The sequence below is a fragment of the Pseudomonas sp. NY15463 genome, from assembly GCF_048068415.1.
Taxonomy (GTDB): Bacteria; Pseudomonadota; Gammaproteobacteria; order Pseudomonadales; family Pseudomonadaceae; genus Aquipseudomonas; species Aquipseudomonas mosselii_C.
Genome location: NZ_JBLUQD010000003.1, coordinates 17,328 through 42,016 on the forward strand (window position 1 = coordinate 17,328; position 24,689 = coordinate 42,016).

The following is a 24,689-nucleotide window of genomic DNA, read 5'->3' on the forward strand; positions in this document are numbered from 1 at the left end:
CATCCCGGAGACCGTAGCTCGCTTATGCGTTGCCTGATGTTCGTTTGCCTGCTGATCTGCAGCCTGCCCAGCCTCGCCCTGGACCGTTCGCGGGTGGAAGGTTACCTGTTGCCCAATGGCCTGCAAGTGATCCTAAAATCCGGTTACGAGCGCGATCATGTGTCGATTCGCCTGGTCGTCGGCGTGGGCCTGGACGACTTCGACTGCAACCAGCGCGAGTTGCCGCACCTGCTCGAACACCTGCTATTCAGCGGTATCGACGAAACCGGCGAGGGTGGCCTGGAAGAACGCTTGCAAGCACTGGGCGGGGAGTGGAACGCCTTCACCAGCAGCGCCGACACCACCTTCGTAATCGAGGCGCCAGCACGTAACCAGCGCAAGGTCCTCGACCTGTTACTGGCGCTGCTGCGCGACACGCGTATCGATGACAAGGCCCTGGCCACCGCCAAGCGCATCATCGAGCGCGAGGACGGCGGCCACTACGGCCACCTGCAACGCTGGCTCGACCGCCAGCAAGTCGGCCACCCGGCCAGCGACCAGCTGGCGACCGAGCTGGGTCTGAAGTGCAAGGAGCGCTCCGACCTCGACGACATGACCCTTGAACAGGTCCAGCAGTTGCGCGAACGCTGGTATGCAGCCAACAACATGAGCCTGATCGTGGTCGGTGGGCTCGACCGCGTGCTGCCCGCCTACCTGGAGCGCACCTTCGGCACGCTGCCAGCCAGCGAGCCCGAGGAGCGCCGCAACCTCGAAAGCATTACCCAGCAAGCCGAGCACCGCCGTGACCTGACCCGTGGCTGGCTGGGCGACAGCGTCAAACTGCACTGGCTGTTCGTCGAACCCACCCCCGAGGATGGCCAGGAGCAGACCCTCGAGCTGTTGTCACGCTACCTGGATTGGGCCCTGTACGACCAACTGCGCCTGCGCCACGGCCTGTCGTATGGCCCTTCGGTGCAGCGCGAAAGCTTCGGCGACAGCGGCCTGCTGAGCCTCAACGCCGATCTTGAGCGCAACGACCTCGACGCCGCGCTCAACGTGCTCGACCAACTGTTCGAGCACCTGCGCACCCACGGCCTAGACCCGGACACCTTTGCCCGCATCAAGGAAGCAGCAATCGCGCGCGAAAGCTGGACCACACAGGGCAACAGCGCGCTGGCCGACTACTACTGGGGCGCGCTCAACGCCTACGACAATGGCCGCTTCAGCGACCCGGTCCGTCAAATGCGCCTAGTCAGCCTCACACAGGCCAACCAGGCGCTGCACGAACTGCTGAAGCAGCCCGGCTACCTACGCATCGAAAAGCCCTTGCTCAGCTATGACGAGCTGTACGGCTGGGTGGCGTTAGTGTTGGGGCTGATCCTGGCCGCCGCGCTGATCCGCTGGCGGCGCCCAAAGGCCGCCAAGCCCAGCGATGCTACACGGGAGCGGTGAATCGGCGGTATCCTGTACAGCCCTCTTCGCGGGTAAACCCGCTCCCACAGGTATTGCGTGTGCCTCAAGGACTGCGCTAGACCTGTGGGAGCGGGTTTACCCGCGAAGAGGCCGGCACAGCCACCTCATTTTCCTTGTCGTAGACCCATGCCCCCAATCCCCAATTTCGTCCTGCGCGTGATCGAACTGCTCAAGCGCTACCCCGGCATCATCGCGCTCGGCGGTTTCCTCTCTGGTATCGGTAGCTTCATCCTGGTCGACCGCCAGGCCGGACTTGCCAGCTGGATCGCCATCCTCATGCTGGTCAGCTGGGTCTGGCTGATGCTGGAAAACACCCTTACTGGCCTGTTCACGCGTACGTTCAAACGCGAGATCCCACAGCCGCTGTTGCGCTACGCGACACAGATGATCCACCAGGAAAGCCTGTTCTTCGTCCTACCGTTCTTCTTCATCACCACCACCTGGAACAGCGGCCAACTGGTGTTCACCGGCCTGCTCGGCGCGGCGGGCCTGATCTCGATCATCGACCCGCTGTACTACAAATGGCTGGCCCCCCGGCGCTGGCTATTCCTGGCCCTGCACACCCTGACGCTGTTCGCGGCGATGCTCACCGCGCTGCCGATCATCTTGCACCTGACCACCGCGCAGAGCTTCAAGCTGGCGCTGATCGCGGCCATGGTGCTGTCATTCCCCAGCCTTGCCAGCAGTTTCCCGATCCGCACCTGGCGCCGTGGCGTGGCGCTGGTACTGGTGACCCTGGCGGTCGGCGCTGGTGGCTGGTGGCTGCGCTCGTGGGTGCCGCCCGCTACGTTGTGGCTGACGGATGTGGCGGTCAGTACCGAGGTAATCAACCGTCAGCCAGGCGCGTCGCTGGACGAGGTTCCCGCCAGCCGTGTCCGCAATGGCGGCTTGTACGCCTACACCGCGATCAATGCCCCACGCGGCCTGGACGAGCGCATTTACCACGTGTGGCAGCTGGACGGCAAAGAAGTCGACCGCATCGCCCTGGACATCCACGGTGGGCGTAAAGAAGGCTACCGCGCCTGGACCCGCAAGCAGAACTTCCCGCCCAATCCGGTGGGCAAGTGGCAGGTGCGGGTACTGACCGAGGACGGGCAGGTCATCGGGGTGCTGCGATTCGAGGTGGTGGACGACGCACCGGCGGGTTGAGGCCATCGTCCTGCGCCCAGCGCCCGCTCAGTACGCACGCACCTGAACAGCCTGCGCTTGCCCGGTCCGATACCCGGCTCAGGCAAAGAACCAGTAGCAGACGAAGATCGCCGCGATTACTCCGCACAGCTCGGCCAGCAGGGCGCAACCGACGGCGTGGCGCACCCGCTGGATACCCACCGCGCCGAAGTACACCGCAAGCACGTAGAAGGTAGTTTCGGTACTGCCTTGGATGGTCGCGGCCACCAATGCGGGGAAGCTGTCCACGCCATGGGTCTGCATGGTTTCGATCAACATGGCCCGTGCAGCGCTGCCGGAGAACGGCTTGACCAGCGCCGTGGGCAGGCCTTCAACGAAGCGGGCGTCCAGACCCAGCGCATTCACCGCATGGCGGATGCCGTCCAAAGCCAGCTCCAGAGCGCCCGAGGCACGCAGCACGCCCACGGCGACCAGCATCGCCACCAGGTAGGGCAACAGGCCCTTGGCCACATCAAAACCTTCCTTGGCCCCCTCGACGAACGCCTCATACACTTTCACGCGCTTCAAGGCGCCGATCACCAGGAACAGCATGATCACCCCGAACAACGTCAGGTTACCGAGGATCGACGACAGGCTCGCCAACGCGGCAGCCGACAAGGTGCCGAGAAACGCCATGAAACCGCCCAGCAGCAAAGCACCGGGGATTAGATAGGCCAGCACCACCGGGTCCCACAGGCGCAGACGCTGCATCACCGCTACCGACAGCAGGCCGACCAAGGTCGACGCACTGGTAGCCAGCAGGATCGGCAGGAACACCAAGGTCGGGTCGGTGGCTCCTTGCTGGGCGCGGTACATGAAGATGGTCACCGGCAGCAGGGTCAGCGACGAGGCATTGAGTACCAGGAACAGAATCTGCGCGTTGCTGGCCGTAGTGCTGCTGGGGTTGAGTTCCTGCAGGGCACGCATGGCCTTGAGCCCGATGGGTGTGGCGGCGTTGTCCAGGCCCAGGCCGTTGGCGGCGAAGTTCATGGTGATCAGGCCCAAGGCAGGGTGGCCAGGCGGCACTTCGGGCATCAAGCGGGCGAACAGCGGGCCGAGCACCTTGGCCAACCATTCGACGATACCGGCCTTCTCGGCGATCTTCAGAAAACCCAGCCACAGCGTCAGGGTGCCGAACAGCAGGACCATGACCTCCACCGATAGCTTGGCCATGGCGAAGATGCTCTCGACCATCGCGGCGAAGATACCGGCATTACCGCCCACCAGCCATTGGAGCAGGGCGGAGATGGCCGCCACCAGGAAAAAGCCGAGCCACAGACCGTTGAGCATCCGTGAGTTCCCCTGTGAAAAATGCCCGAATGATAGCGCAAGATCGCCTCGAATCATTCGCCTACCGTGGGAGCGCATGGCACTGCAAATGCAGAAAGCCCCGACGAGTCGGGGCTTTCTGTTTTCAGCGCAGCCGTCTTATTGGTTGGCGGTCTGGCCGGCGACCGCAGCCGCCTTGTTGCTTTTTGCCAGCGCCAGCGACGCGTAGTAAGCCTCGCCCTTGGCGCTGTCGTACATGCCTTGCCACTTGGCGATGACCACCGCGGCCAAGGCGTTGCCAACCACGTTCAGTGCGGTACGGGCCATGTCCATGATGCGGTCGACACCGGCGATGAACGCCAGGCCTTCCAACGGGATGCCCACGCTGCCCAGGGTAGCCAGCAGGACCACGAACGATACTCCCGGAACCCCGGCGATGCCCTTGGAAGTAACCATCAGGGTCAGTACCAGCATCAACTGCTGGCCAATCGACAGGTCGATGCCGTAAAGCTGGGCAATGAAGATCGCCGCGATGCTCTGGTACAGGGTCGAGCCATCAAGGTTGAACGAGTAACCGGTCGGCACCACGAACGAGCAGATCGACTTCGGCGCGCCGTACTTCTCCATCTTCTCGATCACGCGCGGCAGCACGGTCTCGGAGCTGGAGGTGGAGTAGGCGAGGATCAGCTCGTCCTTCATGATGCGCATGATCTTGATGATCGAGAAGCCGAACACACGTGCCACCAAGCCCAGCACCATGAAGGCGAAGAAGGCGATGGCGAAGTACACCAGCAGCACCAGCTTGGCCAGCGGCAGCAGCGAAGCGAAGCCAAAGTTGGCGACGGTGGCGGCGATCAGGGCGAACACGCCGATTGGGGCGTAGTTCATGATCATGTGGGTGACCTTGAACATGGTCTCCGACACGCCCTGGAAGGTACGCACCAGCGGCTCGCGCAGCTCGGCGTTGAGGCTCGACAAGCCCATGCCGAACATCACCGAGAAGAAGATGATCGGCAGCATCTCGCCACGCATCAGCGCTGCGAAGATATTCGACGGAATCAGGTTGAGCAGGGTTTCGATGAACGCATGCTCATGCTGCACCTCGGCCGCAGTGGCCTGGTACTTGGAGATGTCGACGGTGCCCAGAGTGCTCATGTCGATGCCAGCGCCTGGGTGGAACACGTTGGCCAGCACCAGACCAACGACGATGGCGATGGTGGTCACCACTTCGAAGTAAACAATCGTCTTCAGGCCGATACTGCCCAGTTTCTTCGCGTCGCCTACCCCGGCGATGCCCACGATCAGCGACGAGATCACGATCGGGACGACGATCATCTTGATCAGGCGAATGAAGATGTCGCCAGCGGGCTGGAGGACGTTGCTGATCCACCATGCCTTTTCTGCACTGAAATGATTCAGTAGCGCGCCGACTGCAACGCCCAGTACCAGACCGATGACGATCTGCCAGGCGAGGCTCAGTTTTGCCTTCTTCATGTCATTACCCTTTGTTGTAGTGGTCACAGTCACCCACCGCAAAGCCTCGTCCCAGAGCCTTTAGTAGGCAGTTGGAGAAGGGCTGTGCAGGCATGGTGGCCCCATGTAGGTTTACCGCGAGCTCGCCTTGAAGGGGCTCGGGCCAGGTAAAAAAGGCGGCAACTATTGCGATGGGAGAGGGGCCAGTCTAATGCCTGAAACGACTACCCTATGCAGAATCGGCATGAGACTCAGCGCTGAAATCGGGCATCGTCAAACCCTTGATTTTAAGCGTTCGGATTTCCGAACAGGGCCGAACCGCCATTTTTCGGCAGATTTGACGGTATGAACTGGAAGGGGAAAATGGCGTGTTCGACAATCCGAATGGCCGAAATACCGCCTGAGCTGACCGCTCGGACAGCCGAAAAAAATTAGATGTACGGTCGCGACAAAATGTTTCTTCGAGGACAGGCGCACACCTGTAAGTCGGTTTTCACCGACAGGCGCTTCGGAAGCCAGATCGGCCCCTGCACCACGCAGGCCCTGGCCGATCTGCAGCTCCCGATGCCACCCTCTCCTGACCCGGCCCATCAAGGAGGTACTCCCTGTACCCCTAGGCCACTCCGATCCTGCATCGATCAGAACAGCCCGGCCCCCTGGTCATACGCCACCTCTCTTCGAGGCGGCGCATCATAGAAGCCAGAAAGATAGAAAGGTTCGGCTTCTATTTCGTGACAATGCGTGGCCCGCTTCAGTACCAGTTCGGATCACGCTTAAGTTGCTCCTTGAGCAACGCCTTCATGCCGTCATCGGGCTTGCCCAGCCAGCGGTAATCCGCGTGACGGGTGGGCGACTTATCCGATGGCAAGCCTTCGGGAACCTCCACGAGCATCCCGTAGGCCGCATCCTTGTCCCAGCTGAAAGCCACGATCAAGCGCTTGTAGGTGCAGTTGTCAGCGGACTCGCACAACGGGCCGACCAAGTAACGGTCGCCGTCCTCGGTGACCGCCGACATCTGCAAGGGCGCACTGCCACTGAGGTTGATCACCCACTCGGGCAGGCGCTCCTCGCCCTTGATCGCGCCTTGCCAGGCTGTCCGGTACTGGGCGTCCTGACCCAGCAACTCATCGACACGGGCCTGGCCGTCGTTGGCTGCCATGGCCGTGCTGACGGCGCCCAACAGCAGGGCGCCGGCCAGGATCCTCTTCATGGTTCAGCCCCTGCGACGTCCGAAGAAGAAGGAAGCGACGAACAGCACCAGGAAGATGATGAACAGAATCTTCGCGATACCGGTCGCAGCACCGGCGATACCACCGAAGCCCAGCACAGCAGCAATGATGGCGATGATCAGGAAAGTGATGGCCCAACTCAGCATGATGTTTCTCCTTTCTTGCGTGTGCGAAATCGGTCGTCGTTGGGTTAGAACACCCAGCGCTCCTGCGGTACGACGGTTTCAAGGACAGCCGGGGCGGTGTCGGCAGCCGGCAGCGGCTCGGCTGCCCTGACCAAGGTGTTGGCACGGGTCGCGCGCAACTCAGTCAACAGCGCGGTCTGCGCCGCGACCTGCTCGGCCAGCCGAGCAGTCTGCACGCTGTAGTAGAACTGACCGGCCGCCAAGGTGAGCAGCACCGCCATGCCGAGGAACAGCATCTGGCGAATGGGCAATACGGCGGACTGCGTGCGGTTGGCGGTTGGGCGGTTCATGCCGGCTCCTCCTGCTGTACTTGTTGTGTAAACCTGAGTACGTCATTGCAGCCTGCATGCCAGTCTTGTTTTCTAAATAAAATCCTTATTAATCAATAATTTAAAAACATTACCAAACAGCTCGGGGACGTATCTTGCACGATGCCCCTTCGGCGAGCCGTGCGTTTTGCACGATTCAGCCCTCGACCTTGGTCGCCACCTTGAGCAGATCCGCGTCAACGCCGCGTACACCCACGACCTGTCGCGCCACCTCCACGGCGATAGTGCGCTGCTCGCTGCTGACCACCTCACCAGACAAACGCACCATGCCCTGCTCGCTGGCGACCTTGATGTTCAAACCATCGAGGTTGCGGCTGAAGCGGTAGCTGGTCTGGATCTTGTCGACGATCCAGCTGTCGGCAGGCTGCGGCCCGGCCGGGGCATCCACGGGCTTCTCGCGGGCCTTGGCCAAAGCAGTGCTGTCCAAGCTGACCAGGTTGTTGACCAGGTAGACTCCGTCGGTGGTACGCGCCAGCACTCCGGCCAGTTCCTTGGCCTCGGTGCTGTCGACCTTGCCGCGCAAGGTCACCACACCCTCGCGGCTTTGCACCTCGATCGGCGCCTGCTCGGTGACCCGGCTCCACAACAGGCGTGCGCGGATCACCGCACCAAGCGTGGCGTCCTCCACGCGCTGGGCATAGGCGCGAGGTTCCAAGGAGCGCTCGCTCAGCGCCGGGTTGACGCGCAATTGGTTATCGACCTGTTCAATGCCGCGGGTGGCCATCGCCACCCGCTCGGCAAGGTCGCGCTCGACCGGGTTCTCCACTTCACCTGTCAAGCGCGCCTGGCTGCCATCGACTTCTACCTTTATCGGAAAGGGGTTGAGCAGGCGATTGAGCGACAGCGCGGTCTGCAAGGCGCCCTCCAGGCGCGCATCCTGCACCGGGTCGGCGCTGGCCATGACACTCAGCGGCAAGAGGCAGCACGCCAAGACGATCGAGCGAGGGGAAAAGAACATGAATGATCTCCTGTCGAACACTTCGAATCGGGGCCTTTACAACCTTCAGGCCCTCCAAAAAAATCAAAAAAATTTAATATAAACAGCCATTTAGCCATCACCACTGCATCCGGGTAGCATGCGTGCCGCAGAATCAATCAGAATTGACCATGCAACTTGCCCGATTTTTCCGACACTAATTGAGATCTTTCCCAAAGGAGCGTAGGAAATGGATTCATCCCAGGACAAACAAGGCCGCATTCTGTTGGTGGATGACGAGTCCGCGATCCTGCGCACCTTCCGCTACTGCCTCGAAGATGAGGGGTACAGCGTGGCCACCGCCAACAGCGCTGCCCAAGCTGAGACCTTGTTGCAGCGCCAGGTGTTCGACCTGTGTTTCCTCGACCTGCGCCTTGGCGAGGACAATGGCCTGGATGTATTGGCGCAGATGCGCGTACAAGCGCCTTGGATGCGGGTCGTGATCGTCACGGCCCACTCGGCGATCGATACCGCCGTGGACGCCATCCAGGCTGGCGCCGCCGATTATCTGGTCAAGCCATGCAGCCCAGATCAATTGCGTTTGGCGACCTCCAAACAATTGGAAATGCGCCACCTTTCGGCGCGCCTGGAAGCGCTCGAAGGCGAAGTGCGCAAGCCCAAGGACGGCTTGGACTCGCACAGCCCGGCGATGATGGCGGTGCTTGAAACCGCCCGACAGGTGGCGACCACCGATGCCAATATCCTCATCCTGGGCGAGTCGGGAACCGGTAAAGGGGAACTGGCCAGGGCCATCCACGGTTGGAGCAAGCGTGCACGCAAGGCCTGCGTGACCATCAACTGTCCATCGCTCAATGCCGAGTTAATGGAGAGCGAACTGTTCGGCCACACCCGTGGCGCTTTCACCGGTGCCAGCGAGAGCACCCTCGGGCGGGTTAGCCAGGCCGATGGCGGTACGCTTTTTCTCGACGAGATCGGCGATTTTCCCCTCACGCTTCAACCCAAGCTGCTGCGGTTCATCCAGGACAAGGAGTACGAACGTGTCGGCGACCCAGTGACCCGCCGTGCCGACGTGCGCATCCTCGCGGCGACCAACCTCAACCTTGAAGAAATGGTCCGCGAAAGCCGTTTCCGTGAAGACCTGCTGTACCGCCTGAATGTGATCACCCTGCACCTGCCGCCACTGCGCGAGCGCAGCGAGGACATCCTGACCCTGGCTGACCGCTTTCTCGCCCGCTTCGTCAAGGAGTATTCGCGCCCGGCCCGGGGCTTCAGCGAAGAAGCGCGCAGTGCGCTGCTCAACTACCGCTGGCCGGGTAACATCCGCGAGCTGCGCAACGTGATCGAGCGTGCCAGCATCATCTGCCCGCAGGAGCGCGTTGAAGTCAGCCACCTGGGCATGGGCGAGCAACCAGCCAATAACGCGCCTAAAGTCGGCGCCGCGATGAGCCTGGACGAACTTGAGCGGGCCCACATCGGCGCGGTGCTGGCCGCCAGCGACACCCTCGACCAGGCCGCCAAGACCCTGGGTATCGACGCCTCCACGCTGTACCGCAAACGCAAGCAGTACAACCTATGAAATGGCAGATGAAGCTGCGTACGCGGCTGTTTCTCAGCACCTCGGTCTTGGTCACGGTGGCCCTGCTAGGGTTGCTGCTGGGGCTGGTCAGCGTGCTGCAGATGGCCAGCGTGCAGCAACGCCTGGTGCAGGACACCAACCATACGCTGTCGCTTGGCCTGCAACTGCGACAGAACCTGGGTGAACAGCTCACCCTTATCCTCGACGACGATGCCAATCCGCAAAACCTGAGCGCCCTTCAGGAGCGCTTCCAGAGCCTGCTTGAGCAAGGCCTTGAAGAGGGCGGCGAACGTGCAGCTTTCAGCCAGGCCAGCAGCAACTACCAGGCGTTTCTACAGGCCTATCGGCAAAGCGCGGCGCCAGCCCACAGCATGGGCTTGGATCAACCGCTGGGCGCCGCGTTCAACCAGGTCCGCACCGACCTGCTCGACTCGCACCGCCAAGCCCTGGAACACATCACCCGTAGCGAAGAGCACGCACGCGACCGGGCACTGCTTGTCAGTGGCGTACTGGGGCTGATGGGGTTGACCGTGCTGGTGCTAGGCTTTATCACCGCGCACAACATCGCACGCCGCTTCGGCGCGCCTATCGAGGCCTTGGCCAAGGCCGCCGACCAAGTGGGGCAAGGCAATTTCGAAGTGACCCTGCCGATAACCCAGGCCGCCGAGCTGAACCAGCTCACCCGCCGTTTCGGCTTGATGGCCGAAGCGCTGCGTAAACACCAGGCAACTAACGTCGATGAGTTGCTGGCCGGCCAGCAACGCCTGCAAGCGGTACTCGACAGTATCGACGACGGCTTGCTGATCATCGACCGCAAAGGCTGCCTGGAACACCTCAATCCGGTCGCGCAGCGCCAGCTTGGCTGGGACTCTAGCCGCCTGGGGGTGAGCCTTGCCCAAGCGCTGCAACGCCCTGAGCTGGAGCAGCAAATGCGCCAGGTACTGCGTGGCGGCAGCCTGGATCGCCCGCCGGAAGACTTGAGCCTTGAGGTGGATGATGAAAGCCGCCTGCTGACCTACAGCCTGACCCCGGTCAGCCACCCACAAGGACCGATCCTCGGCGCGGTGATGGTGCTACACGACGTCACCGAGCAGCGCGCGTTCGAACGCGTACGCAGCGAGTTCGTGCTGCGCGCCTCTCACGAATTGCGCACCCCGGTCACCGGTATGCACATGGCCTTCGGCCTGCTGCGCGAGCGCCTGCGCTTCGCCCCGCAAACCCGCGAGTACGACCTGTTGGAAACCATCGGCGAAGAAATGCAGCGCCTGACCCAGTTGATCCACGATCTGCTCAACTTCTCCCGCTACCAGAGTGGCCTGCAGAAGCTGGACCTGGCGCCCTGCGTCCTCGACGAGCTGTTCGAGCGTGCCGAGGCGCGCTTCGCCGCACAAGCGGCGGAGAAACAGATCGAACTGATCCGCGAGCTTGAACCACCATTGCCACGCATCCAAGCCGATATCGCCCAGCTCGACCGGGTGCTGGACAACCTGCTGAACAACGCCATCCGCCATACCCCCAACGGTGGACACATCCGCCTGCATGCGCGCCGGCACGCCGAGCGGGTGATCATCAGCGTCGAGGACAATGGCGAGGGCATCGCCTACGGGCAGCAGGGCCGCATATTCGAGCCATTCGTACAGGTGGGGCGCAAGAAAGGCGGCGCCGGACTCGGGCTGGCACTGTGCAAGGAGATCGTGCAGTTGCACGGCGGGCGCATGGGGGTGTTTTCACGACCGGGGCAGGGTACCCAGTTCTACATGGCCCTGCCGGTCTGATCAGGGTTCATCATCGAGCCTGCGCCCCAGCACTCGCCGACCACGGGTGATCAGTTCGATGAACTGCCGGGCGCTGAGCGGATGGGCGAACAGCCAGCCCTGGCCATAGCGGACCCCTTCGCCGCTGAGCAATGCCGCTTGCTCCTCGCTCTCGATACCTTCGGCAATTACCCGCAGGTGCAGGTCATGCGCCATGCGGATGATGTGCGGCGCCACACCGCTGCTCGCCGCATCGTGACCCAGGGCGTCGATGAACGCCTTGTCGATCTTCAGGCAATCCACCGGCAGGGTCTGCAAATACGCCAGGCTGCAATAGCCGGTGCCGAAATCGTCGATCAACACCTGATGCCCGGATGCGCGCAACGCTTGCAGGTTGTCGCGGGCTATCACCACATCGATCAGCCCACGCTCAGTCACCTCGAAGGCGATCTGGCGCGCAGCTACCCGATGCTGGGCCAACAGCTTGGCCGCGACCCGACCGATGCGCGGTGCCATCACATCGCAGGCAGCCAGGTTGACCGAGATGTACAGCTGGCAGTTGGCGCGCAATAGCTGGCCCAGTTGTTCGAGCACCCGTTGCAGCACGAAATCGGTGATTTGGCGGATCTGCCCGGTGTTCTCCGCCAGCGGGATGAACAAGTCCGGGCTGGTCAGGCTGCCATCCGGGCGGCGCCAGCGCACCAGTGCCTCAGCACCCACGCAACGCCGGCTGTCGAGTTCGAAGATCGGCTGATAGAGCACCTGTAACTCGCTACGGCGCAGCGCGTTCTGTAGCTCCGAACTCATCGAGCGGCGCTGCTGGATCACTTGCAGCACCAGCCAGCCAATGCAGCAAGCCAGCACCAGGCTGCCGGGGAACAGCAACCACAGCATGCCATTGAGCCTGAGCGGCAGGCCGGCCCGAGGGGCGATCAGCACCAGTTGGTAATCCGGCGACTTGGTGGCCATCCGGTAAACCAGCCGATCATTGAGCTCGAGCAACGACTTGTGCGAGGGCGGCGGCCAGTCGGCGGTAGGAGGCCAGGTTTGTGCCGGGCCCAGTACCGGAATCGCCCGGCTCCCTCGGTCGAGCACCACCAGCAGGCTGCCGCCTGGCGGCAGGTCGACCACGTCGGTCAGGTGCCCGCGCGAGGTGGACACCAGGAAGTTTCCCCGCCCCAGCATCAAGGCCGCGAGGTTTTCGTTGGGTTCGGTGGTGGTATTGAGCCAGTAGCTATAGGTGGGGCCTTGGATATCCGGGCCGCGCAATGGCTCGACCAGTCGCTCCCCGCGGTTGGAACAGGCGACCTGCGAGTCAACGTAGGCGGTCTCGTAAATGAAGCGGGACGCCAATGCCACCTGCTGCAACTGGCGCAACATCGCCTGGCTGCAACCGCGCAGCGGCTGGGCCTGCAATTGATCGACCCCTTCGCGCAACTGGCCGAATACCTGTTCGAGCCGGTCGAGAAAGCGCTCGCCACGCGCGTTCATTTGGGCGATTTCGCTCTGGCGCATCTGCTGCAACGTCACCCCCACGCTGGCAGCCAACAGCAGCGCGGCACTGGCCGAGGCCGCGAGCACCGCCAGCGGCCAGGGACGGTGAAAAAATTGGCGCACTGCGGCAGTGAGGGCGAGCATGCACGGCATCCAGTTGAATACCAAAGGTATAGCAACGGAACGGCAGGCTGGCTCAGCCGTTGGGCGGGCTGAATTGCCCGTACAAAGTCAGCCAGCCCTGCCAGGCTGCGTGATCGCCTACAGATTACCGCTGGCGGTTGAGCACCTGCAGCATGGCGGCGGTCTGGGCGTCGGGCATACCATCGAAGCGTTGCGGGCGGAAGCGCATCTGGAACGCGGCAATCACGTGGCGGGTGGCCACGTCCAGCTCGCCGGTCTGGTCGATGGCGTAGCCAAAGCGCGCCAATTGCTGCTGATACCAGCCAACCGTCGGCGGGTTGGCCTCGAAGTACACCTGCTGGCGAGCCACCGCGCTGGCGTCGGGCCAGATCCCCAGCCCCGCATCGGCCAGGCGCTTCCACGGGAACATCGGGCCCGGGTCGAGCTTGCGCAGGGGCGCGATATCGCTGTGTCCGATGATGTGTCTTGGGCTGATGCCGTTGCGTTTGACAATGTCCTTGAGCAAGGCGATCAACGCTTGCACCTGCGCTTCGCTGTATGGGTGCCAGACCCTGCCGTTCGGGGTGTCGGTGTAGCCCGGGTTGACGATCTCGATGCCAATCGAGGTGGAGTTGAGCCAGGTACGGCCTTCCCACTGGCTTTCACCGGCGTGCCAGGCGCGACGGCTTTCATCCACCAGTTGATAGACCGTGGCAGGTCCGTCGCCAATCAGGTAGTGACTGCTCACCTCACCGTGGGTCAACAAGGCCAGCGAACGCTCAAGCGATGCGTTGGTGTAGTGCAGGACGACGAACTGGATCCGGCTGTCCTGGTTGACCGAAGGGTGGCTGCGGTCGATGCGCAGGCCACTGGCGCAACCGGCCAGGGCAAGCAAAAGCAGGGCGGTGAGAAGTGTTTTCATTGCAAGGAGCACGTCATGGTCAGCGGACAACAGCGCTACAGTATAACGTGCTCTTGATCCACTGCCTCAACGAACACACATGAGCTGAAACTGCATCGCCCCGTCACCGGGCGCCTCCAGCCCCACCAAGCGAGTCGCGACCCTCACCATCCCCGCCGAGGCCGCTCCGATGACCTTGCCCTGGCCATGAATCAGCCGTTCATAAGTACCTACATCGATAGGGGACATGCTGCAGAAGGTCGGATCGCCTTGCGTGACACCCTCATCCAGCAGCAGGGTGTATTCGGTAATGTCTTGCCGCGTATAACGTTTGACCTCAGTGATCCAGTCTGGTGACTGCTTCACCACATAGCCACGTGCACTGATGTGCGCCGTGAATATTTGCGGGGCCGCCTGGACGACACACTGCAATCCCATCGTCAGCAGCAGCGCGCTGAGCAAACGCTTGAGCGTCATGTTTTTCACCTTCTACCTGAATCACCGCGCAGGCCTGATGCTTCAGCCAGGCCCAGTGCGGTGATGTTCGATGAATCCAGGTAGGTCGCTGCGGTAACTACATACAGCCGGGTAAAGGCAGCTTCATGCCTGCTCCACCCGGTTACGCCCACTGTCCTTGGCCCGGTACAACGCCTCGTCGGCGCGCTTGAGCACCTGGTCGCCGCGCTCGCCGGAACGGAACGCACTCACGCCAATCGACGTGGTGATCACCACCCGCTCGCCCTTGAAGTGGAACGGGCACGCCTCGACCGCCGCACGCAACGCTTCAGCGACCTGCGCAGCAGCCGGCGGCGATGTCTGTGGCAGCAGCAGAACGAACTCCTCGCCGCCAAAACGCGCGATGAAGTCACGTCCACGCAGGCGTTTGCGCAACTGCTCGGCGACGATCTTCAGTACCTTGTCACCGGCCAGGTGGCCATATCCGTCGTTGATTCGCTTGAAATGATCGAGGTCGAGGATAGCCATGGCCAAATGGCCACCGTTTTCCTGCCAGTCGAGTACCTCACGCTCAAGCTGCTCGGACCAGGCTGCACGGTTGGGCAGGCCAGTCAGCGGATCGACCATCGCCTTCTGCCGCTGCTCTTCGAGGTGCTCGCGGTAACCCAGTGCCTCCTGCTCCATACTCGCAACCCGCTCGACCAACCCTTGCAGGCGACCGGCCAGTTCCTGCTCGCGGCGGTCGCGTTCGAGCTGGTGCTGGTCCATGGTCCCGAGCAAGCCTTCAAGACGGTTTTCCAGAATGTGCTTGAGGCTGTCCACATCCGCTGCATCCTGCACGCTGCTCTGCAGGCCGTCGACCTGCTCGCGAAGCTGGCTGTCCAGCTCGCGGGCAACGAAGCTGTTGTCAGCGTGACCGGCACTGGCTTCGTGCAGGTGGCTCTGGAAACTGTCCAGACGCTCGTTGAGCTGCTGCAGATAGGCTTCGAATTCATGCTGACCGCTGTCTGTGATCGCCAGCATGAGTACCGCCAGATCATCCAGCACCGGGATCAGCTCGTACCAGTTCAGCCCACGCGCAACGCGCTCGCGCATCTCCAAGGCTTGGGCCTTATGGCGCTCAGGCAAGCTGAGGTCATCGAGCAAACCGATAAGGGTCTGCTCGATATGCGCGGCCACCTGACTGTAAGGCGGCTCGACAGCGTCAGGCAGGGCGTAGGGGCCGTCCTCGCCCTCGATGATGTCCTCGCCATCCGGTGCAGCGCTAGGTGGCAGCACTGATACGATTTCGGCTGGCGCCTGGTTCGGGGATTCGCTCGCAGCTTGCGCGCTTTCAGATTCGGGCTCAGCCATCGTCGCAGGTTCATCGGCACCGCCCGACGCAGTGTTTTGCAGAACCTCGAGCGCTGACGCTGGCTCAGCCGTGATCGGTGCCGGGCCAGGCACCTCGACATGAGCGAGCGAAGCCTGCCCAGTTGCCTCAACCACCACCTGCGCGCCAGCCGCAGGGGCAGGCGTGGGCAGGGGATGCAGTTCATCGGCATCCTGTGGCATTTCCTGCACTTCCTGCACTTCCTGCACTTCCTGCGCTTGCTCCGCCGCCGGCGTGGGCGTTTGTGGCAGCACGCTCGGCAAGCCAGGCATATCGCGGGGCACGTCGGTATCCCCTGAAACTTGCGGGTTCTGCTCGCGACCACCGAACAGGCGCTGAAGCAGGCCAGGGCGTGCCTCCTCATCAGGTTTGCTCAGCGCATTTAGAGCCTTGCCCTGCAGGCCACTGAGTTCGCCGAGCAAGGGCGGCAAGTCGCGGGACTGAGCGACCCCGCCGTCGAGCTTTTTCGCGAGTTTCTTCAGGGGGCGCGACACATCGCCGGGCAGCGGCAGGGTCTGCAACTGGGTGACCAGCGCGTTCAACGCATCGCTGACTTGGTTCATGCGGGTTTCGCGGCGCTGCTCGGAGTCGAGCACGGCTTGTTCCAGACGCGGAATCAGCCCGGCAAGGCCTGCGTCCATGTTGTCGCTGCGGATCACCTCGCGCATTTCCTTCATGCACTGGTCGACGATCTTGTCACTCCCCTCCGCCGCCAGGGTGCTGCGCACCAGGCCGCGACGCAGCAAGTCGAGACGCGCTTCCCAGCGCCGTTCGAGCTTCTCCTGCTGCTCGATGCTCTTGAGGTACTTTTCTTTCCAGCGCTCGGCTTCTTGGGTCATGCCTGGATCCGCATCCGGTGAGGGCTTCTCGCCCAGTGATGACTCCGTTTCGGCGCCAATGCCAAACGCTTGAGTCCTCCTGACGCTAATGATCTGTGCGGGAAACACCGGCGCGGGCCGCGGCAGGGCCCGGGAGGGTTGCCCGACACGACGCCGCAACCCTTCACGGCAGCGCTACGCCAACGTGAACAGCTGATTTCCGACACAAGGCACTAGGTCAGGACCGGCAGCGTATCCACAGTCAATGCATCAGGCAATCGGATCTCGACGGCAACCGGAAGGTGATCGGAAATCGGCTGTGCCAGTACCTCGACGCGCTCGAGGGTAAGGCTTGGGCTGAGCAGGATATGGTCCAGGCAGCGCTGCGGTCGCCAACTGGGGAAAGTGGCTTCGACGTGCGGCGCGATCAGACCCAGGTCGCGCAGGGGCGAATGCTCGAGCAGGTCATTGGCATGGGTGTTCATGTCACCCATGAGAATCTGGTGGCGGTAGCCGCCGATCAGCTCACGTATATAGGCCAACTGCCGCGCGCGGGTCTTGGCGCCCAGGGCCAAGTGCATCATCACCACGATCAGCGCGTCCTCGCCCTCGCCAAAACGCACCAGAATCGCACCACGACCCGCCGGGCCGGGAAGTGGATGGTCTTCGAGATGTTGCGGCTTTAGGCGGCTGAGCACACCGTTGCTGTGCTGGGCAAAACGCCCGAGGTTGCGGTTGAGCTGTTGATACCAGTAGGGGAACGCGCCCAGCTGCGCGAGGTGTTCCACCTGATTGACGTAGCCCGAGCGCAGGCTGCCGCCATCGGCTTCCTGCAACGCCACCAGGTCGAAGTCAGCCAGCAGGTCGCCGATCTTCTGCAAGTTGCCGGCGCGGCCGTTGTGCGGCAGCACGTGTTGCCAGCTGCGGGTCAGGTAGTGGCGATAGCGCTCGGTGCTGATACCGACCTGGATATTGAAACTGAGCAGCCGCAGACGACCATCCTCCGGCAGGCCCGAGGCCTGTAGGTGATGCTCGTTGACCTGCGGCTGGTGCAAACCGACGACGCGTGAGGTGCGAAAGCGGCCCATGCTGGCGCCGCTTACTTAGCGGCGCGCTCCTTGGCGATCAGTTGGTCAGCGACGTTCAGCACGCCTTCCGGCCCTTGGGCGGTACCCAGGTCGAAGCGGTACTTGCCGTTGACTACCATGCTCGGCACGCCGGTGATTTCGTACTTCTTGGCCAGCTCTTTGGCTTGGTTGACCTGGCCCTTGATGGCGAAGGAATTGAAAGTGGCGAGGAACTTGTCCTTGTCGACGCCCTGGGTGGCCAGGAAGTCCGCCATGTCTTGCGGGTCGGTCAGGCGCTTGCGCTGGTTCTGGATGGCATCGAACACCGCAGCATGCACCTTCTGCTCGACGCCCATGGCTTCGAGGGTCAGGAACATCTGGCCGTGGGCATCCCATGGGCCACCGAACATGGCCGGTACGCGCTTGAAGTTGACGTCCTTGGGCAACTTGTCGATCCACGGGTTGAGGGTCGGCTCGAAGTGGTAGCAGTGCGGGCAGCCGTACCAGAACAGTTCGACGACCTCGATCTTGCCGGGCTGGGACACAGGCACCGGGTTGCTCAGCTCGATGTACTGCTTGCCAGCGGTTGCAGGCTCTGCGGCCTGCACGGTGGCCATACCGAATGCGCTGGCGGCGACCAGTGCAGCGCTGAGAATCAGTTTACGCATGCTTTACTCCTGAGCAGTCTTTGGTCGCCTCGACGCGACCTGTGCTCAGACAGGCCGGGAAGGGCGCGAGTTCTGTAGTGTACGGCCATGAACAGCAAAAAGGGCAGCCCAAGCTGCCCTTTCATCTTTGCCCGACATCATTAACCGAATGTTAATGCAGGCCCTGGATATAGCTGGCGATAGCCTCGATATCCTTGTTGCTGAGCTTGCCGGCGATGGTGCGCATGGTCATGGCATCGCCATCGTTGGTACGATTGCCTTCGCGGAAGTCAGTGAGCTGCTTGGCCACGTACTGCGCGTGCTGGCCACCCAAGTGCGGGAAGCCGGCCAAGGCTAGGCCTGCGCCATTGGGTGAGTGGCAACCGGTGCAGGCAGGCATGCCTTTTTCGAGGTCCCCGCCGTTGAACAGCGCGCGGCCGCGCTCCACCAGTTTAGGGTCGGCGGCGCCGACGCTACCTTTCTGGCTGGAGAAGTAGGCGGCGATATCGGCCAAGTCCTGGTCGTTGAAGTTGGCCAGCATGCCCGTCATTTCCAGAACCGTACGCTTGCCGGACTGGATGTCGTGCAGCTGTTTTTCGAGGTAGCGCTGGCCCTGGCCTGCAAGTTTGGGGAAGTTCGGTGCCAGGCTGTTGCCGTCAGGGTTGTGACAGGCCCCACAGACAGCGGTTTTGGCCTGACCGGCAGTGGCATCGCCTTTAATGGGATCGGCAGCACTTGCCGCACCTGCGACCCCCATGGTCAACAGCAGACTCACGAATAGTTTGTTCATCAGCTAATCCAACACGGCTAAGGGTGAAATGTTATGTATCGGGACTGCCGCTCATCCAAAGGATGACCAATCGGTAGTCCTCGGCACTGCAGTCCATGCACAATCCACGCGGCGGCATAGCCTTGAAACCCTGTGTAACATGCACCACCAGCTGTGCCATGCCTTGCGCCAGTCTCGGCTCCCAAGCTGCCCGGTCACCCCGTTGGGGGGCCTGTGGCAACTGTCCGGCGTGACAGGCCGCACACGTGCGGTTGTACAACGCCTCGGGATCCTGTGTAGCCTGTGCGCTGAAAATCGGCAGGAACACACCGACAGCAAGCAGCCATTTCGCCATGCGCAACGACCTGACAGGGTTGGGGGCCGCGCTGCGTTCTGTCGCGCGAGCTATTGTTCGACACCCCATGCCCAATCTCCTTCGCTGGGAGAAAGAGCACACAAAAACTGGGGCATTATATACTTCCGCCATCCAAACGGAAACGACACTGCTTGCCGGCCCTGGCCTTGGCAACACCCACATCGGATATCCCATGCAAGTCAAGAACCCCATCCTCGGCCTCTGCCAGAAAGCCAAATTCGCCCTCAGCGCCGCCAAGGTCGAACAATGCCCTGAAGACCAGGGTTACGAGGTGGCCTTTGCCGGCCGTTCCAACGCTGGCAAATCCAGTGCCCTCAATACCCTGACCCATGCCAGCCTGGCGCGGACGTCCAAGACCCCGGGCCGCACCCAGCTGTTGAATTTCTTCAGTCTGGACGATGAACGGCGATTGGTCGACCTGCCGGGCTACGGATATGCAAAAGTGCCGATTCCGCTCAAGCAGCACTGGCAAAAGCACCTGGAGGCCTACTTGGGCGGACGTGAGTGCCTGCGCGGGGTGATCCTGATGATGGACGTGCGCCACCCGATGACCGATTTCGACAAGATGATGCTCGATTGGGCCAAGGCCAGCGGCATGCCGATGCACATCCTGTTGACCAAAGCCGACAAGCTGACCCACGGTGCGGGCAAGAACACGCTGCTCAAGGTGCAGTCGGAGATCCGCAAGGGCTGGGGCGACGCGGCGACCATCCAGCTGTTCTCGGCACCCAAGCGCCAGGGGCTGGAAGAGGCCTATCGGGTGCTGGCGGACTGGATGGAGTTGGAAGACAAGCCGGCGGCTTGACCGCTTGTGTGGGGCGGCACAAGGCCGCTCCTACACGGTTGCGCAGTACCTGGAGGTCAAATTCCAGGCAAAAAAAACCCCGGACTTCATATGGGGAGGGGGAAGTTCGGGGTTCAAGTCCGGACCGCTAGGGCGGGGTCCAGATATCTGCCAACACTTAACACAACATAGGAGCATCGAAAGGCTTCACCAGCCATTCAGGTACTCTGAGTGGCGGTTCACCGGTTTAGTTCCGGGGCTCTGAAAACTATTTGCGATAGTTTCATGAAACACCGGATCTAAGGGAGGGGAGGCCAGCCGGATCCGCGACACTACGCCGCAGATCCTACACCGCTTCACGGCGCCATTCAGTGAGCTTCGTCCCAATTCGAGCCAACGCCCACTTCCACCAGCAGCGGAACGTCCAGTTGCGCAGCGCCGCTCATGTACCCGCGAATTTCATCTTTCACCTGCGCCACCAGGTCCTCACGCACCTCCAGCACCAGTTCGTCGTGCACCTGCAAGATCACCCGTGCATCCAGGCCGCTGTCAGTCAGCCAGTTATCCACAGCCACCATGGCGCGTTTGACGATGTCCGCGGCGGTGCCTTGCATCGGCGCGTTGATCGCGGTGCGTTCGGCGCCTTTGCGCAGCGCAGGGTTCTTGGCGTTGATATCCGGCAGGTACAGCCTGCGGCCGAACAGCGTTTCGACGAAACCTTGTTCAGCGGCCTGGGCGCGGGTGCGCTCCATATAGGCGAGCACGCCCGGGTAGCGCGCGAAATAGCGGTCGATGTAGTCCTGGGACTGTTTGCGATCGACGCCGATCTGCTTGGCCAGGCCGAACGCGCTCATGCCGTAGATCAGGCCGAAGTTGATGGCCTTGGCGCTGCGCCGCTGGTCGAGGGTGACGTCCTCCAGGGCCACGCCGAACACTTCGGCAGCCGTTGCCCGGTGCACGTCCAGGTTATTGCGAAACGCGTGCAACAACCCCTCGTCCTTGGCCAGGTGGGCCATGATGCGCAACTCGATCTGCGAGTAGTCCGCCGCCAGCAGCTTGTAGCCGGGGCTGGCGACGAAGGCCTGACGGATGCGCCGGCCCTCGGCGGTGCGAATCGGGATGTTCTGCAGGTTCGGGTCGTTGGAAGACAAGCGCCCGGTGGCTGCCACAGCCTGCTGGTAGGAGGTGTGGATGCGCCCGGTACGCGGATTGATCTGCTCGGGGAGCTTGTCGGTGTAGGTGTTCTTGAGCTTGCTCAGGCTGCGGTATTGCATCAGCACCTTGGGCAGCGGGTAGCCTTGCTCGGCCAGTTCATCGAGCACCGCCTCGGCCGTGGACGGCTGACCCTTGGCCGTCTTGCTCAGTACCGGCATGCCCAGCTTGTCATAGAGGATCCCCCCCAGCTGCTTGGGCGAGCCAAGGTTGAACTCCTCGCCGGCCAACACGAACGCCTCACGCTCAAGCTCAACCATCTTTGCCCCCAGCTCACCGCTCTGCACCTTGAGCAGCGCGGCATCCACCAGCGCACCCTGGCGCTCGATACGAGCCAGCACCGGCACCAGCGGCATCTCGATGTCCATCAGCACCGGCTGCACGCTCGGCGTCTCCGCCAGGCGTGCCTGCAAGGCGTGGTGTAGGCGCAGGGTAATGTCGGCGTCCTCGGCCGCATAAGGGCCCGCCTTGTCCAGCGCAATCTGGTTGAACGTCAGCTGCTTCGCGCCCTTGCCGGCGATTTCTTCGAAGGTAATCGTGGTGTGGTCGAGGTAGCGCTGCGCCAGGCTGTCCATGTCGTGGCGGGTGGCGGTGGAGTTGAACACATACGACTCAAGCATGGTGTCGTAGGCCACGCCGCGCACCTGGATGGCTGGGCTGCCATTGGCCAGGATGTTGATGTCGTACTTGGCGTTCTGGCCGACCTTGGCCTTGGCCGGATCTTCAAGCAAAGGCTTGAGCGCCAGCAGCACGGCTTCGCGCTCCAGCTGCGCGGGTGCGCCTTCGTAGTCATGGGCCAGCGGCACATAGGCAGCCTCGAAGGGCGAGACGGCGAACGACACGCCCACCAGCTGTGCCTTCTGCGCATCCAGCCCGGTGGTCTCGGTGTCGAAGGCGAACAGCGTTGCCGCACGCAGCTTCTCAAGCCAGGCGTCGAAACGCGCCTGTTCGAGGATTGTTTCGTACTTAGGCTCGACCTTTTCCGCCGGTGCCTGGGCAACGGCGGTCATCGCATTGCCAGCCTGTACGGCGTCACGCTGCACATCGGCGATCCAGCTCTTGAACTCCATCTCGGTGTACAACGCCAGCAGGGCGTCGCGATCAGGCTCGCCGCACACCAACGCGTCCACCGCCACGTCCAGTTCGACATCGCACTTGATGGTGGCCAACTCATAGGAGAGGAACGCGGCATCACGGTGCTCGGCGAGCTTGGCCGGCAGAGTCTTGGCGCCGCGAATGGCCAGCGCCGGAACCTTGTCGAGATTCTCGTAAAGGGCGTGCAGACCGCCACCGATACCGGTCAGCAGCCCCACGGCGGTTTTTTCGCCAACGCCCGGCACGCCGGGGATGTTGTCGACCTTGTCGCCCATCAGGGCGAGGAAATCGATGATGTGCTCGGGACCCACGCCAAATTTTTCGTGCACGCCAGCAACGTCCAGCACACTGCCGGTCATGGTGTTGACCAGCGTAACGTGGCCGTCCACCAGTTGGGCCATGTCCTTGTCACCTGTCGAGATGATCACCGGGCGCCCGGCTGCGGCGCTGCTACGTGCCAGGGTGCCGATCACGTCATCGGCCTCGACGCCTTCGACGCACAGCAGCGGATAACCCAATGCGCGCACGCTGGCGTGCAACGGCTCGACCTGCACACGCAGGTCATCGGGCATGCTCGGGCGATTGGCTTTGTATTCGGCGAACATGGCATCGCGGAAGGTTCCGCCCTTGGCGTCGAACACCACCGCGAACAGGCTGTCCGGATACTGTCGGCGCAAGCTCTTGAGCATGTTCAGCACGCCCTTGACCGCGCCGGTAGGCATGCCTTTGGAGGTGGTCAGCGGCGGCAGCGCGTGGAAGGCGCGGTAGAGGTAGGACGAACCGTCCACCAGGACGAGGGGCGCTTGGCTCATGAGGAGAATCAACCTTTTCGGCAGGTCCGGCGCTAGAATAGCCAGAACATTTGACGACAAAGGGACTAGGTTATCATGCGTACACTCAATCGCCTGTTACTGCTCGGTCTGCTGGCCACCATGCCAGTCGTCACCCTGGCGGCGGAAGACGCGCCATCGGCAGATCCCGATGTCACCATTCGCACGGAAGGCGATAGAACCATCCAGGAGTACCGTCAAAACGGCTTCCTGTATGCGATCAAGGTCACGCCCAAGGGCGGCAAGCCTTATTTCCTGGTACGCGCCGATGGCACCGATGCCAATTTCATTCGTTCCGACCAGCCGGACATGCTGATTCCGGCCTGGAAAATTTTCGAGTGGAAGTAACCGCGGGTACCGTTCATATCAACCCGGCACTTCCCGGCGGAAGTGCCCGTATGGGCAATTTTTCGACATGTCAGTCTTCACCCCCGTGACCCGGCCTGAGCTGGAAACCTTTCTGGCGCAATACGAGCTGGGCCGTCTGCTCGACTTCCAGGGCATCGCCGCCGGCACAGAGAACAGCAACTTCTTCGTCAGCCTGGAACAGGGGGAGTTCGTCCTGACGCTGGTCGAACGTGGGCCGGTCGAGGACATGCCGTTCTTCATCGAACTGCTCGACGTCCTGCATGAGGCCGACATGCCGGTGCCCTACGCCGTGCGTGCGCGCGACGGCAAAGGCCTGCGCGAGCTGTGCGGCAAGCCTGCCCTGTTGCAGCCACGGCTGTCGGGCAAGCACGTCAAGCAGCCGAACAACCAGCATTGCGCCCAGGTCGGTGAATTGCTGGCGCACATCCACCTGGCCACCCGCGAGCGCCCCCTCGAACGCCGCACCGACCGTGGCCTGGACTGGATGCTGCAATCGGGCGCCGAATTGCTGCCGGGCCTGAACGCCGAACAGGCCGCGCTGCTGACCCCGGCCCTGGCCGAAATCACCGCGCACAAGGCGCAGATCATGGCCCTGCCCAAGGCTAACCTGCACGCTGACCTGTTCCGCGACAACGTGATGTTCGAAGGCACCCACCTGAGCGGGCTGATCGACTTCTACAACGCCTGCTCCGGGCCAATGCTGTACGACATCGCAATCACTGTGAACGACTGGTGCCTGGACGCACACAGCGGTATCGACCTGGCCCGCGCCCAGGCGCTGTTGGGCGCCTATGCGGCGCTACGGCCGTTCACGGCGGCCGAGGCCGAACTGTGGCCGGTGATGCTGCGGGTAGCGTGCGTGCGCTTCTGGCTGTCGCGGCTGATCGCCGCCAGGGAGTTCGCTGGCATGGACGTGACCATCCATGACCCACGGGATTTCGAAGTGCGCTTGGCGCAACGCCAGCAGGTGGCATTGCACCTGCCGTTCGCCTTGTAATCGCACTG

22 protein-coding genes are annotated in these 24,689 nt (G+C 62.4%); 7 read left to right on the forward strand and 15 right to left on the reverse strand.

What is annotated here, in order from left to right:
• The first annotated feature begins 24 nt into the window (after positions 1–24).
• On the forward strand, positions 25–1,431 hold the full coding sequence (locus ACNFIC_RS07910) for a M16 family metallopeptidase (protein ID WP_138221613.1): 1,407 nt from the start codon (positions 25–27) through the stop codon (positions 1,429–1,431).
• 147 nt (positions 1,432–1,578) lie between these two features.
• Positions 1,579–2,601, forward strand: a complete 1,023-nt coding sequence (locus ACNFIC_RS07915; RefSeq protein WP_138221614.1) for a DUF5924 family protein — start codon at positions 1,579–1,581, stop codon at positions 2,599–2,601.
• 78 nt (positions 2,602–2,679) lie between these two features.
• Here ACNFIC_RS07915 and ACNFIC_RS07920 read toward each other — a convergent pair whose 3' ends face one another.
• From ACNFIC_RS07920 to ACNFIC_RS07945, 6 genes are all read right to left on the reverse strand, one after another.
• Positions 2,680–3,909 carry a nucleoside recognition domain-containing protein gene (locus tag ACNFIC_RS07920; protein WP_138221615.1) on the reverse strand — a complete coding sequence of 410 codons (1,230 nt, stop codon included), beginning with the start codon at positions 3,907–3,909 and terminating at the stop codon, positions 2,680–2,682.
• Positions 3,910–4,047: 138 nt separating this feature from the next.
• The gene (gene gltP / locus ACNFIC_RS07925) at positions 4,048–5,382 is read right to left on the reverse strand and encodes a glutamate/aspartate:proton symporter GltP (protein WP_138221616.1); all 1,335 of its coding nucleotides are present in this window, start codon (positions 5,380–5,382) and stop codon (positions 4,048–4,050) included.
• 730 nt (positions 5,383–6,112) lie between these two features.
• The gene (locus ACNFIC_RS07930; protein ID WP_138221617.1) at positions 6,113–6,571 is read right to left on the reverse strand and encodes an inhibitor of vertebrate lysozyme family protein; all 459 of its coding nucleotides are present in this window, start codon (positions 6,569–6,571) and stop codon (positions 6,113–6,115) included.
• 3 nt (positions 6,572–6,574) lie between these two features.
• Positions 6,575–6,736, reverse strand: a complete 162-nt coding sequence (locus tag ACNFIC_RS07935) for a DUF1328 domain-containing protein (RefSeq protein ID WP_138221618.1) — start codon at positions 6,734–6,736, stop codon at positions 6,575–6,577.
• A gap of 44 nt (positions 6,737–6,780) precedes the next feature.
• Entirely contained in the window at positions 6,781–7,065 is a 285-nt protein-coding gene (locus ACNFIC_RS07940) for a hypothetical protein (RefSeq protein ID WP_138221619.1), read from the reverse strand.
• 175 nt (positions 7,066–7,240) lie between these two features.
• Positions 7,241–8,062 carry a BON domain-containing protein gene (locus tag ACNFIC_RS07945; RefSeq protein ID WP_416780663.1) on the reverse strand — a complete coding sequence of 274 codons (822 nt, stop codon included), beginning with the start codon at positions 8,060–8,062 and terminating at the stop codon, positions 7,241–7,243.
• A gap of 208 nt (positions 8,063–8,270) precedes the next feature.
• Here ACNFIC_RS07945 and algB point away from each other — a divergent pair, with 208 nt between their 5' ends.
• Together algB and ACNFIC_RS07955 are read left to right on the forward strand one after the other, a co-directional pair.
• On the forward strand, positions 8,271–9,617 hold the full coding sequence (algB, locus tag ACNFIC_RS07950) for a sigma-54-dependent response regulator transcription factor AlgB (RefSeq protein ID WP_138221621.1): 1,347 nt from the start codon (positions 8,271–8,273) through the stop codon (positions 9,615–9,617).
• Complete coding sequence (locus ACNFIC_RS07955) at positions 9,614–11,392, forward strand: KinB sensor domain-containing domain (RefSeq protein ID WP_138221622.1); 1,779 nt, start codon at positions 9,614–9,616, stop codon at positions 11,390–11,392. Before algB ends, ACNFIC_RS07955 begins: the two co-directional genes overlap by 4 nt.
• On the opposite strand, the gene ACNFIC_RS07960 is transcribed toward ACNFIC_RS07955, so the two are convergent.
• From ACNFIC_RS07960 to ACNFIC_RS07995, 8 genes are all read right to left on the reverse strand, one after another.
• The gene (locus ACNFIC_RS07960) at positions 11,393–13,009 is read right to left on the reverse strand and encodes an EAL domain-containing protein (RefSeq protein WP_416780666.1); all 1,617 of its coding nucleotides are present in this window, start codon (positions 13,007–13,009) and stop codon (positions 11,393–11,395) included.
• A 124-nt stretch (positions 13,010–13,133) separates the two neighbouring features.
• Positions 13,134–13,910: an N-acetylmuramoyl-L-alanine amidase gene (locus ACNFIC_RS07965; RefSeq protein ID WP_205884558.1), complete on the reverse strand. Its 777-nt coding sequence runs from the start codon at positions 13,908–13,910 to the stop codon at positions 13,134–13,136.
• 66 nt (positions 13,911–13,976) lie between these two features.
• Entirely contained in the window at positions 13,977–14,366 is a 390-nt protein-coding gene (locus ACNFIC_RS07970) for a hypothetical protein (RefSeq protein ID WP_138221625.1), read from the reverse strand.
• A 123-nt stretch (positions 14,367–14,489) separates the two neighbouring features.
• Entirely contained in the window at positions 14,490–16,556 is a 2,067-nt protein-coding gene (locus ACNFIC_RS07975) for a diguanylate cyclase (RefSeq protein WP_416780668.1), read from the reverse strand.
• A 212-nt stretch (positions 16,557–16,768) separates the two neighbouring features.
• The gene (locus ACNFIC_RS07980) at positions 16,769–17,623 is read right to left on the reverse strand and encodes an endonuclease/exonuclease/phosphatase family protein (RefSeq protein ID WP_416780669.1); all 855 of its coding nucleotides are present in this window, start codon (positions 17,621–17,623) and stop codon (positions 16,769–16,771) included.
• Positions 17,624–17,634: 11 nt separating this feature from the next.
• Complete coding sequence (gene dsbA, locus ACNFIC_RS07985) at positions 17,635–18,270, reverse strand: thiol:disulfide interchange protein DsbA (protein WP_138221628.1); 636 nt, start codon at positions 18,268–18,270, stop codon at positions 17,635–17,637.
• A gap of 151 nt (positions 18,271–18,421) precedes the next feature.
• Positions 18,422–19,039 (reverse strand): c-type cytochrome, encoded by a 618-nt coding sequence (locus ACNFIC_RS07990; RefSeq protein ID WP_138221629.1) that lies wholly within the window; start codon positions 19,037–19,039, stop codon positions 18,422–18,424.
• 31 nt (positions 19,040–19,070) lie between these two features.
• Entirely contained in the window at positions 19,071–19,373 is a 303-nt protein-coding gene (locus ACNFIC_RS07995) for a c-type cytochrome (RefSeq protein WP_138221630.1), read from the reverse strand.
• A 193-nt stretch (positions 19,374–19,566) separates the two neighbouring features.
• Here ACNFIC_RS07995 and yihA point away from each other — a divergent pair, with 193 nt between their 5' ends.
• Positions 19,567–20,199 (forward strand): ribosome biogenesis GTP-binding protein YihA/YsxC, encoded by a 633-nt coding sequence (gene yihA, locus ACNFIC_RS08000; protein WP_138221631.1) that lies wholly within the window; start codon positions 19,567–19,569, stop codon positions 20,197–20,199.
• Positions 20,200–20,546: 347 nt separating this feature from the next.
• Here the strand turns inward: yihA and polA are convergent, their stop codons facing one another.
• Positions 20,547–23,297: a DNA polymerase I gene (gene polA, locus ACNFIC_RS08005; RefSeq protein WP_416780673.1), complete on the reverse strand. Its 2,751-nt coding sequence runs from the start codon at positions 23,295–23,297 to the stop codon at positions 20,547–20,549.
• A 75-nt stretch (positions 23,298–23,372) separates the two neighbouring features.
• On the opposite strand from polA, the gene ACNFIC_RS08010 reads away from it, so the two are divergent.
• Complete coding sequence (locus tag ACNFIC_RS08010) at positions 23,373–23,663, forward strand: DUF2782 domain-containing protein (protein WP_138221633.1); 291 nt, start codon at positions 23,373–23,375, stop codon at positions 23,661–23,663.
• Positions 23,664–23,730: 67 nt separating this feature from the next.
• Entirely contained in the window at positions 23,731–24,681 is a 951-nt protein-coding gene (locus tag ACNFIC_RS08015; RefSeq protein WP_138221634.1) for a homoserine kinase, read from the forward strand.
• The last annotated feature ends 8 nt before the right edge of the window (positions 24,682–24,689 follow it).

Bases quoted from the DNA above. Each gene is read 5' to 3' on its own strand.
- ACNFIC_RS07910 (WP_138221613.1), top strand. From the start codon at position 25: ATGCGTTGCCTGATGTTCGTTTGCCTGCTGATCTGCAGCCTGCCCAGC.
- ACNFIC_RS07915 (WP_138221614.1), top strand. From the start codon at position 1,579: ATGCCCCCAATCCCCAATTTCGTCCTGCGCGTGATCGAACTGCTCAAG.
- ACNFIC_RS07920 (WP_138221615.1), bottom strand. From the start codon at position 3,909: ATGCTCAACGGTCTGTGGCTCGGCTTTTTCCTGGTGGCGGCCATCTCC.
- gltP (WP_138221616.1), bottom strand. From the start codon at position 5,382: ATGAAGAAGGCAAAACTGAGCCTCGCCTGGCAGATCGTCATCGGTCTG.
- ACNFIC_RS07930 (WP_138221617.1), bottom strand. From the start codon at position 6,571: ATGAAGAGGATCCTGGCCGGCGCCCTGCTGTTGGGCGCCGTCAGCACG.
- ACNFIC_RS07935 (WP_138221618.1), bottom strand. From the start codon at position 6,736: ATGCTGAGTTGGGCCATCACTTTCCTGATCATCGCCATCATTGCTGCT.
- ACNFIC_RS07940 (WP_138221619.1), bottom strand. From the start codon at position 7,065: ATGAACCGCCCAACCGCCAACCGCACGCAGTCCGCCGTATTGCCCATT.
- ACNFIC_RS07945 (WP_416780663.1), bottom strand. From the start codon at position 8,062: ATGTTCTTTTCCCCTCGCTCGATCGTCTTGGCGTGCTGCCTCTTGCCG.
- algB (WP_138221621.1), top strand. From the start codon at position 8,271: ATGGATTCATCCCAGGACAAACAAGGCCGCATTCTGTTGGTGGATGAC.
- ACNFIC_RS07955 (WP_138221622.1), top strand. From the start codon at position 9,614: ATGAAATGGCAGATGAAGCTGCGTACGCGGCTGTTTCTCAGCACCTCG.
- ACNFIC_RS07960 (WP_416780666.1), bottom strand. From the start codon at position 13,009: ATGCTCGCCCTCACTGCCGCAGTGCGCCAATTTTTTCACCGTCCCTGG.
- ACNFIC_RS07965 (WP_205884558.1), bottom strand. From the start codon at position 13,910: ATGAAAACACTTCTCACCGCCCTGCTTTTGCTTGCCCTGGCCGGTTGC.
- ACNFIC_RS07970 (WP_138221625.1), bottom strand. From the start codon at position 14,366: ATGACGCTCAAGCGTTTGCTCAGCGCGCTGCTGCTGACGATGGGATTG.
- ACNFIC_RS07975 (WP_416780668.1), bottom strand. From the start codon at position 16,556: ATGACCCAAGAAGCCGAGCGCTGGAAAGAAAAGTACCTCAAGAGCATC.
- ACNFIC_RS07980 (WP_416780669.1), bottom strand. From the start codon at position 17,623: ATGGGCCGCTTTCGCACCTCACGCGTCGTCGGTTTGCACCAGCCGCAG.
- dsbA (WP_138221628.1), bottom strand. From the start codon at position 18,270: ATGCGTAAACTGATTCTCAGCGCTGCACTGGTCGCCGCCAGCGCATTC.
- ACNFIC_RS07990 (WP_138221629.1), bottom strand. From the start codon at position 19,039: ATGAACAAACTATTCGTGAGTCTGCTGTTGACCATGGGGGTCGCAGGT.
- ACNFIC_RS07995 (WP_138221630.1), bottom strand. From the start codon at position 19,373: ATGGCGAAATGGCTGCTTGCTGTCGGTGTGTTCCTGCCGATTTTCAGC.
- yihA (WP_138221631.1), top strand. From the start codon at position 19,567: ATGCAAGTCAAGAACCCCATCCTCGGCCTCTGCCAGAAAGCCAAATTC.
- polA (WP_416780673.1), bottom strand. From the start codon at position 23,297: ATGAGCCAAGCGCCCCTCGTCCTGGTGGACGGTTCGTCCTACCTCTAC.
- ACNFIC_RS08010 (WP_138221633.1), top strand. From the start codon at position 23,373: ATGCGTACACTCAATCGCCTGTTACTGCTCGGTCTGCTGGCCACCATG.
- ACNFIC_RS08015 (WP_138221634.1), top strand. From the start codon at position 23,731: ATGTCAGTCTTCACCCCCGTGACCCGGCCTGAGCTGGAAACCTTTCTG.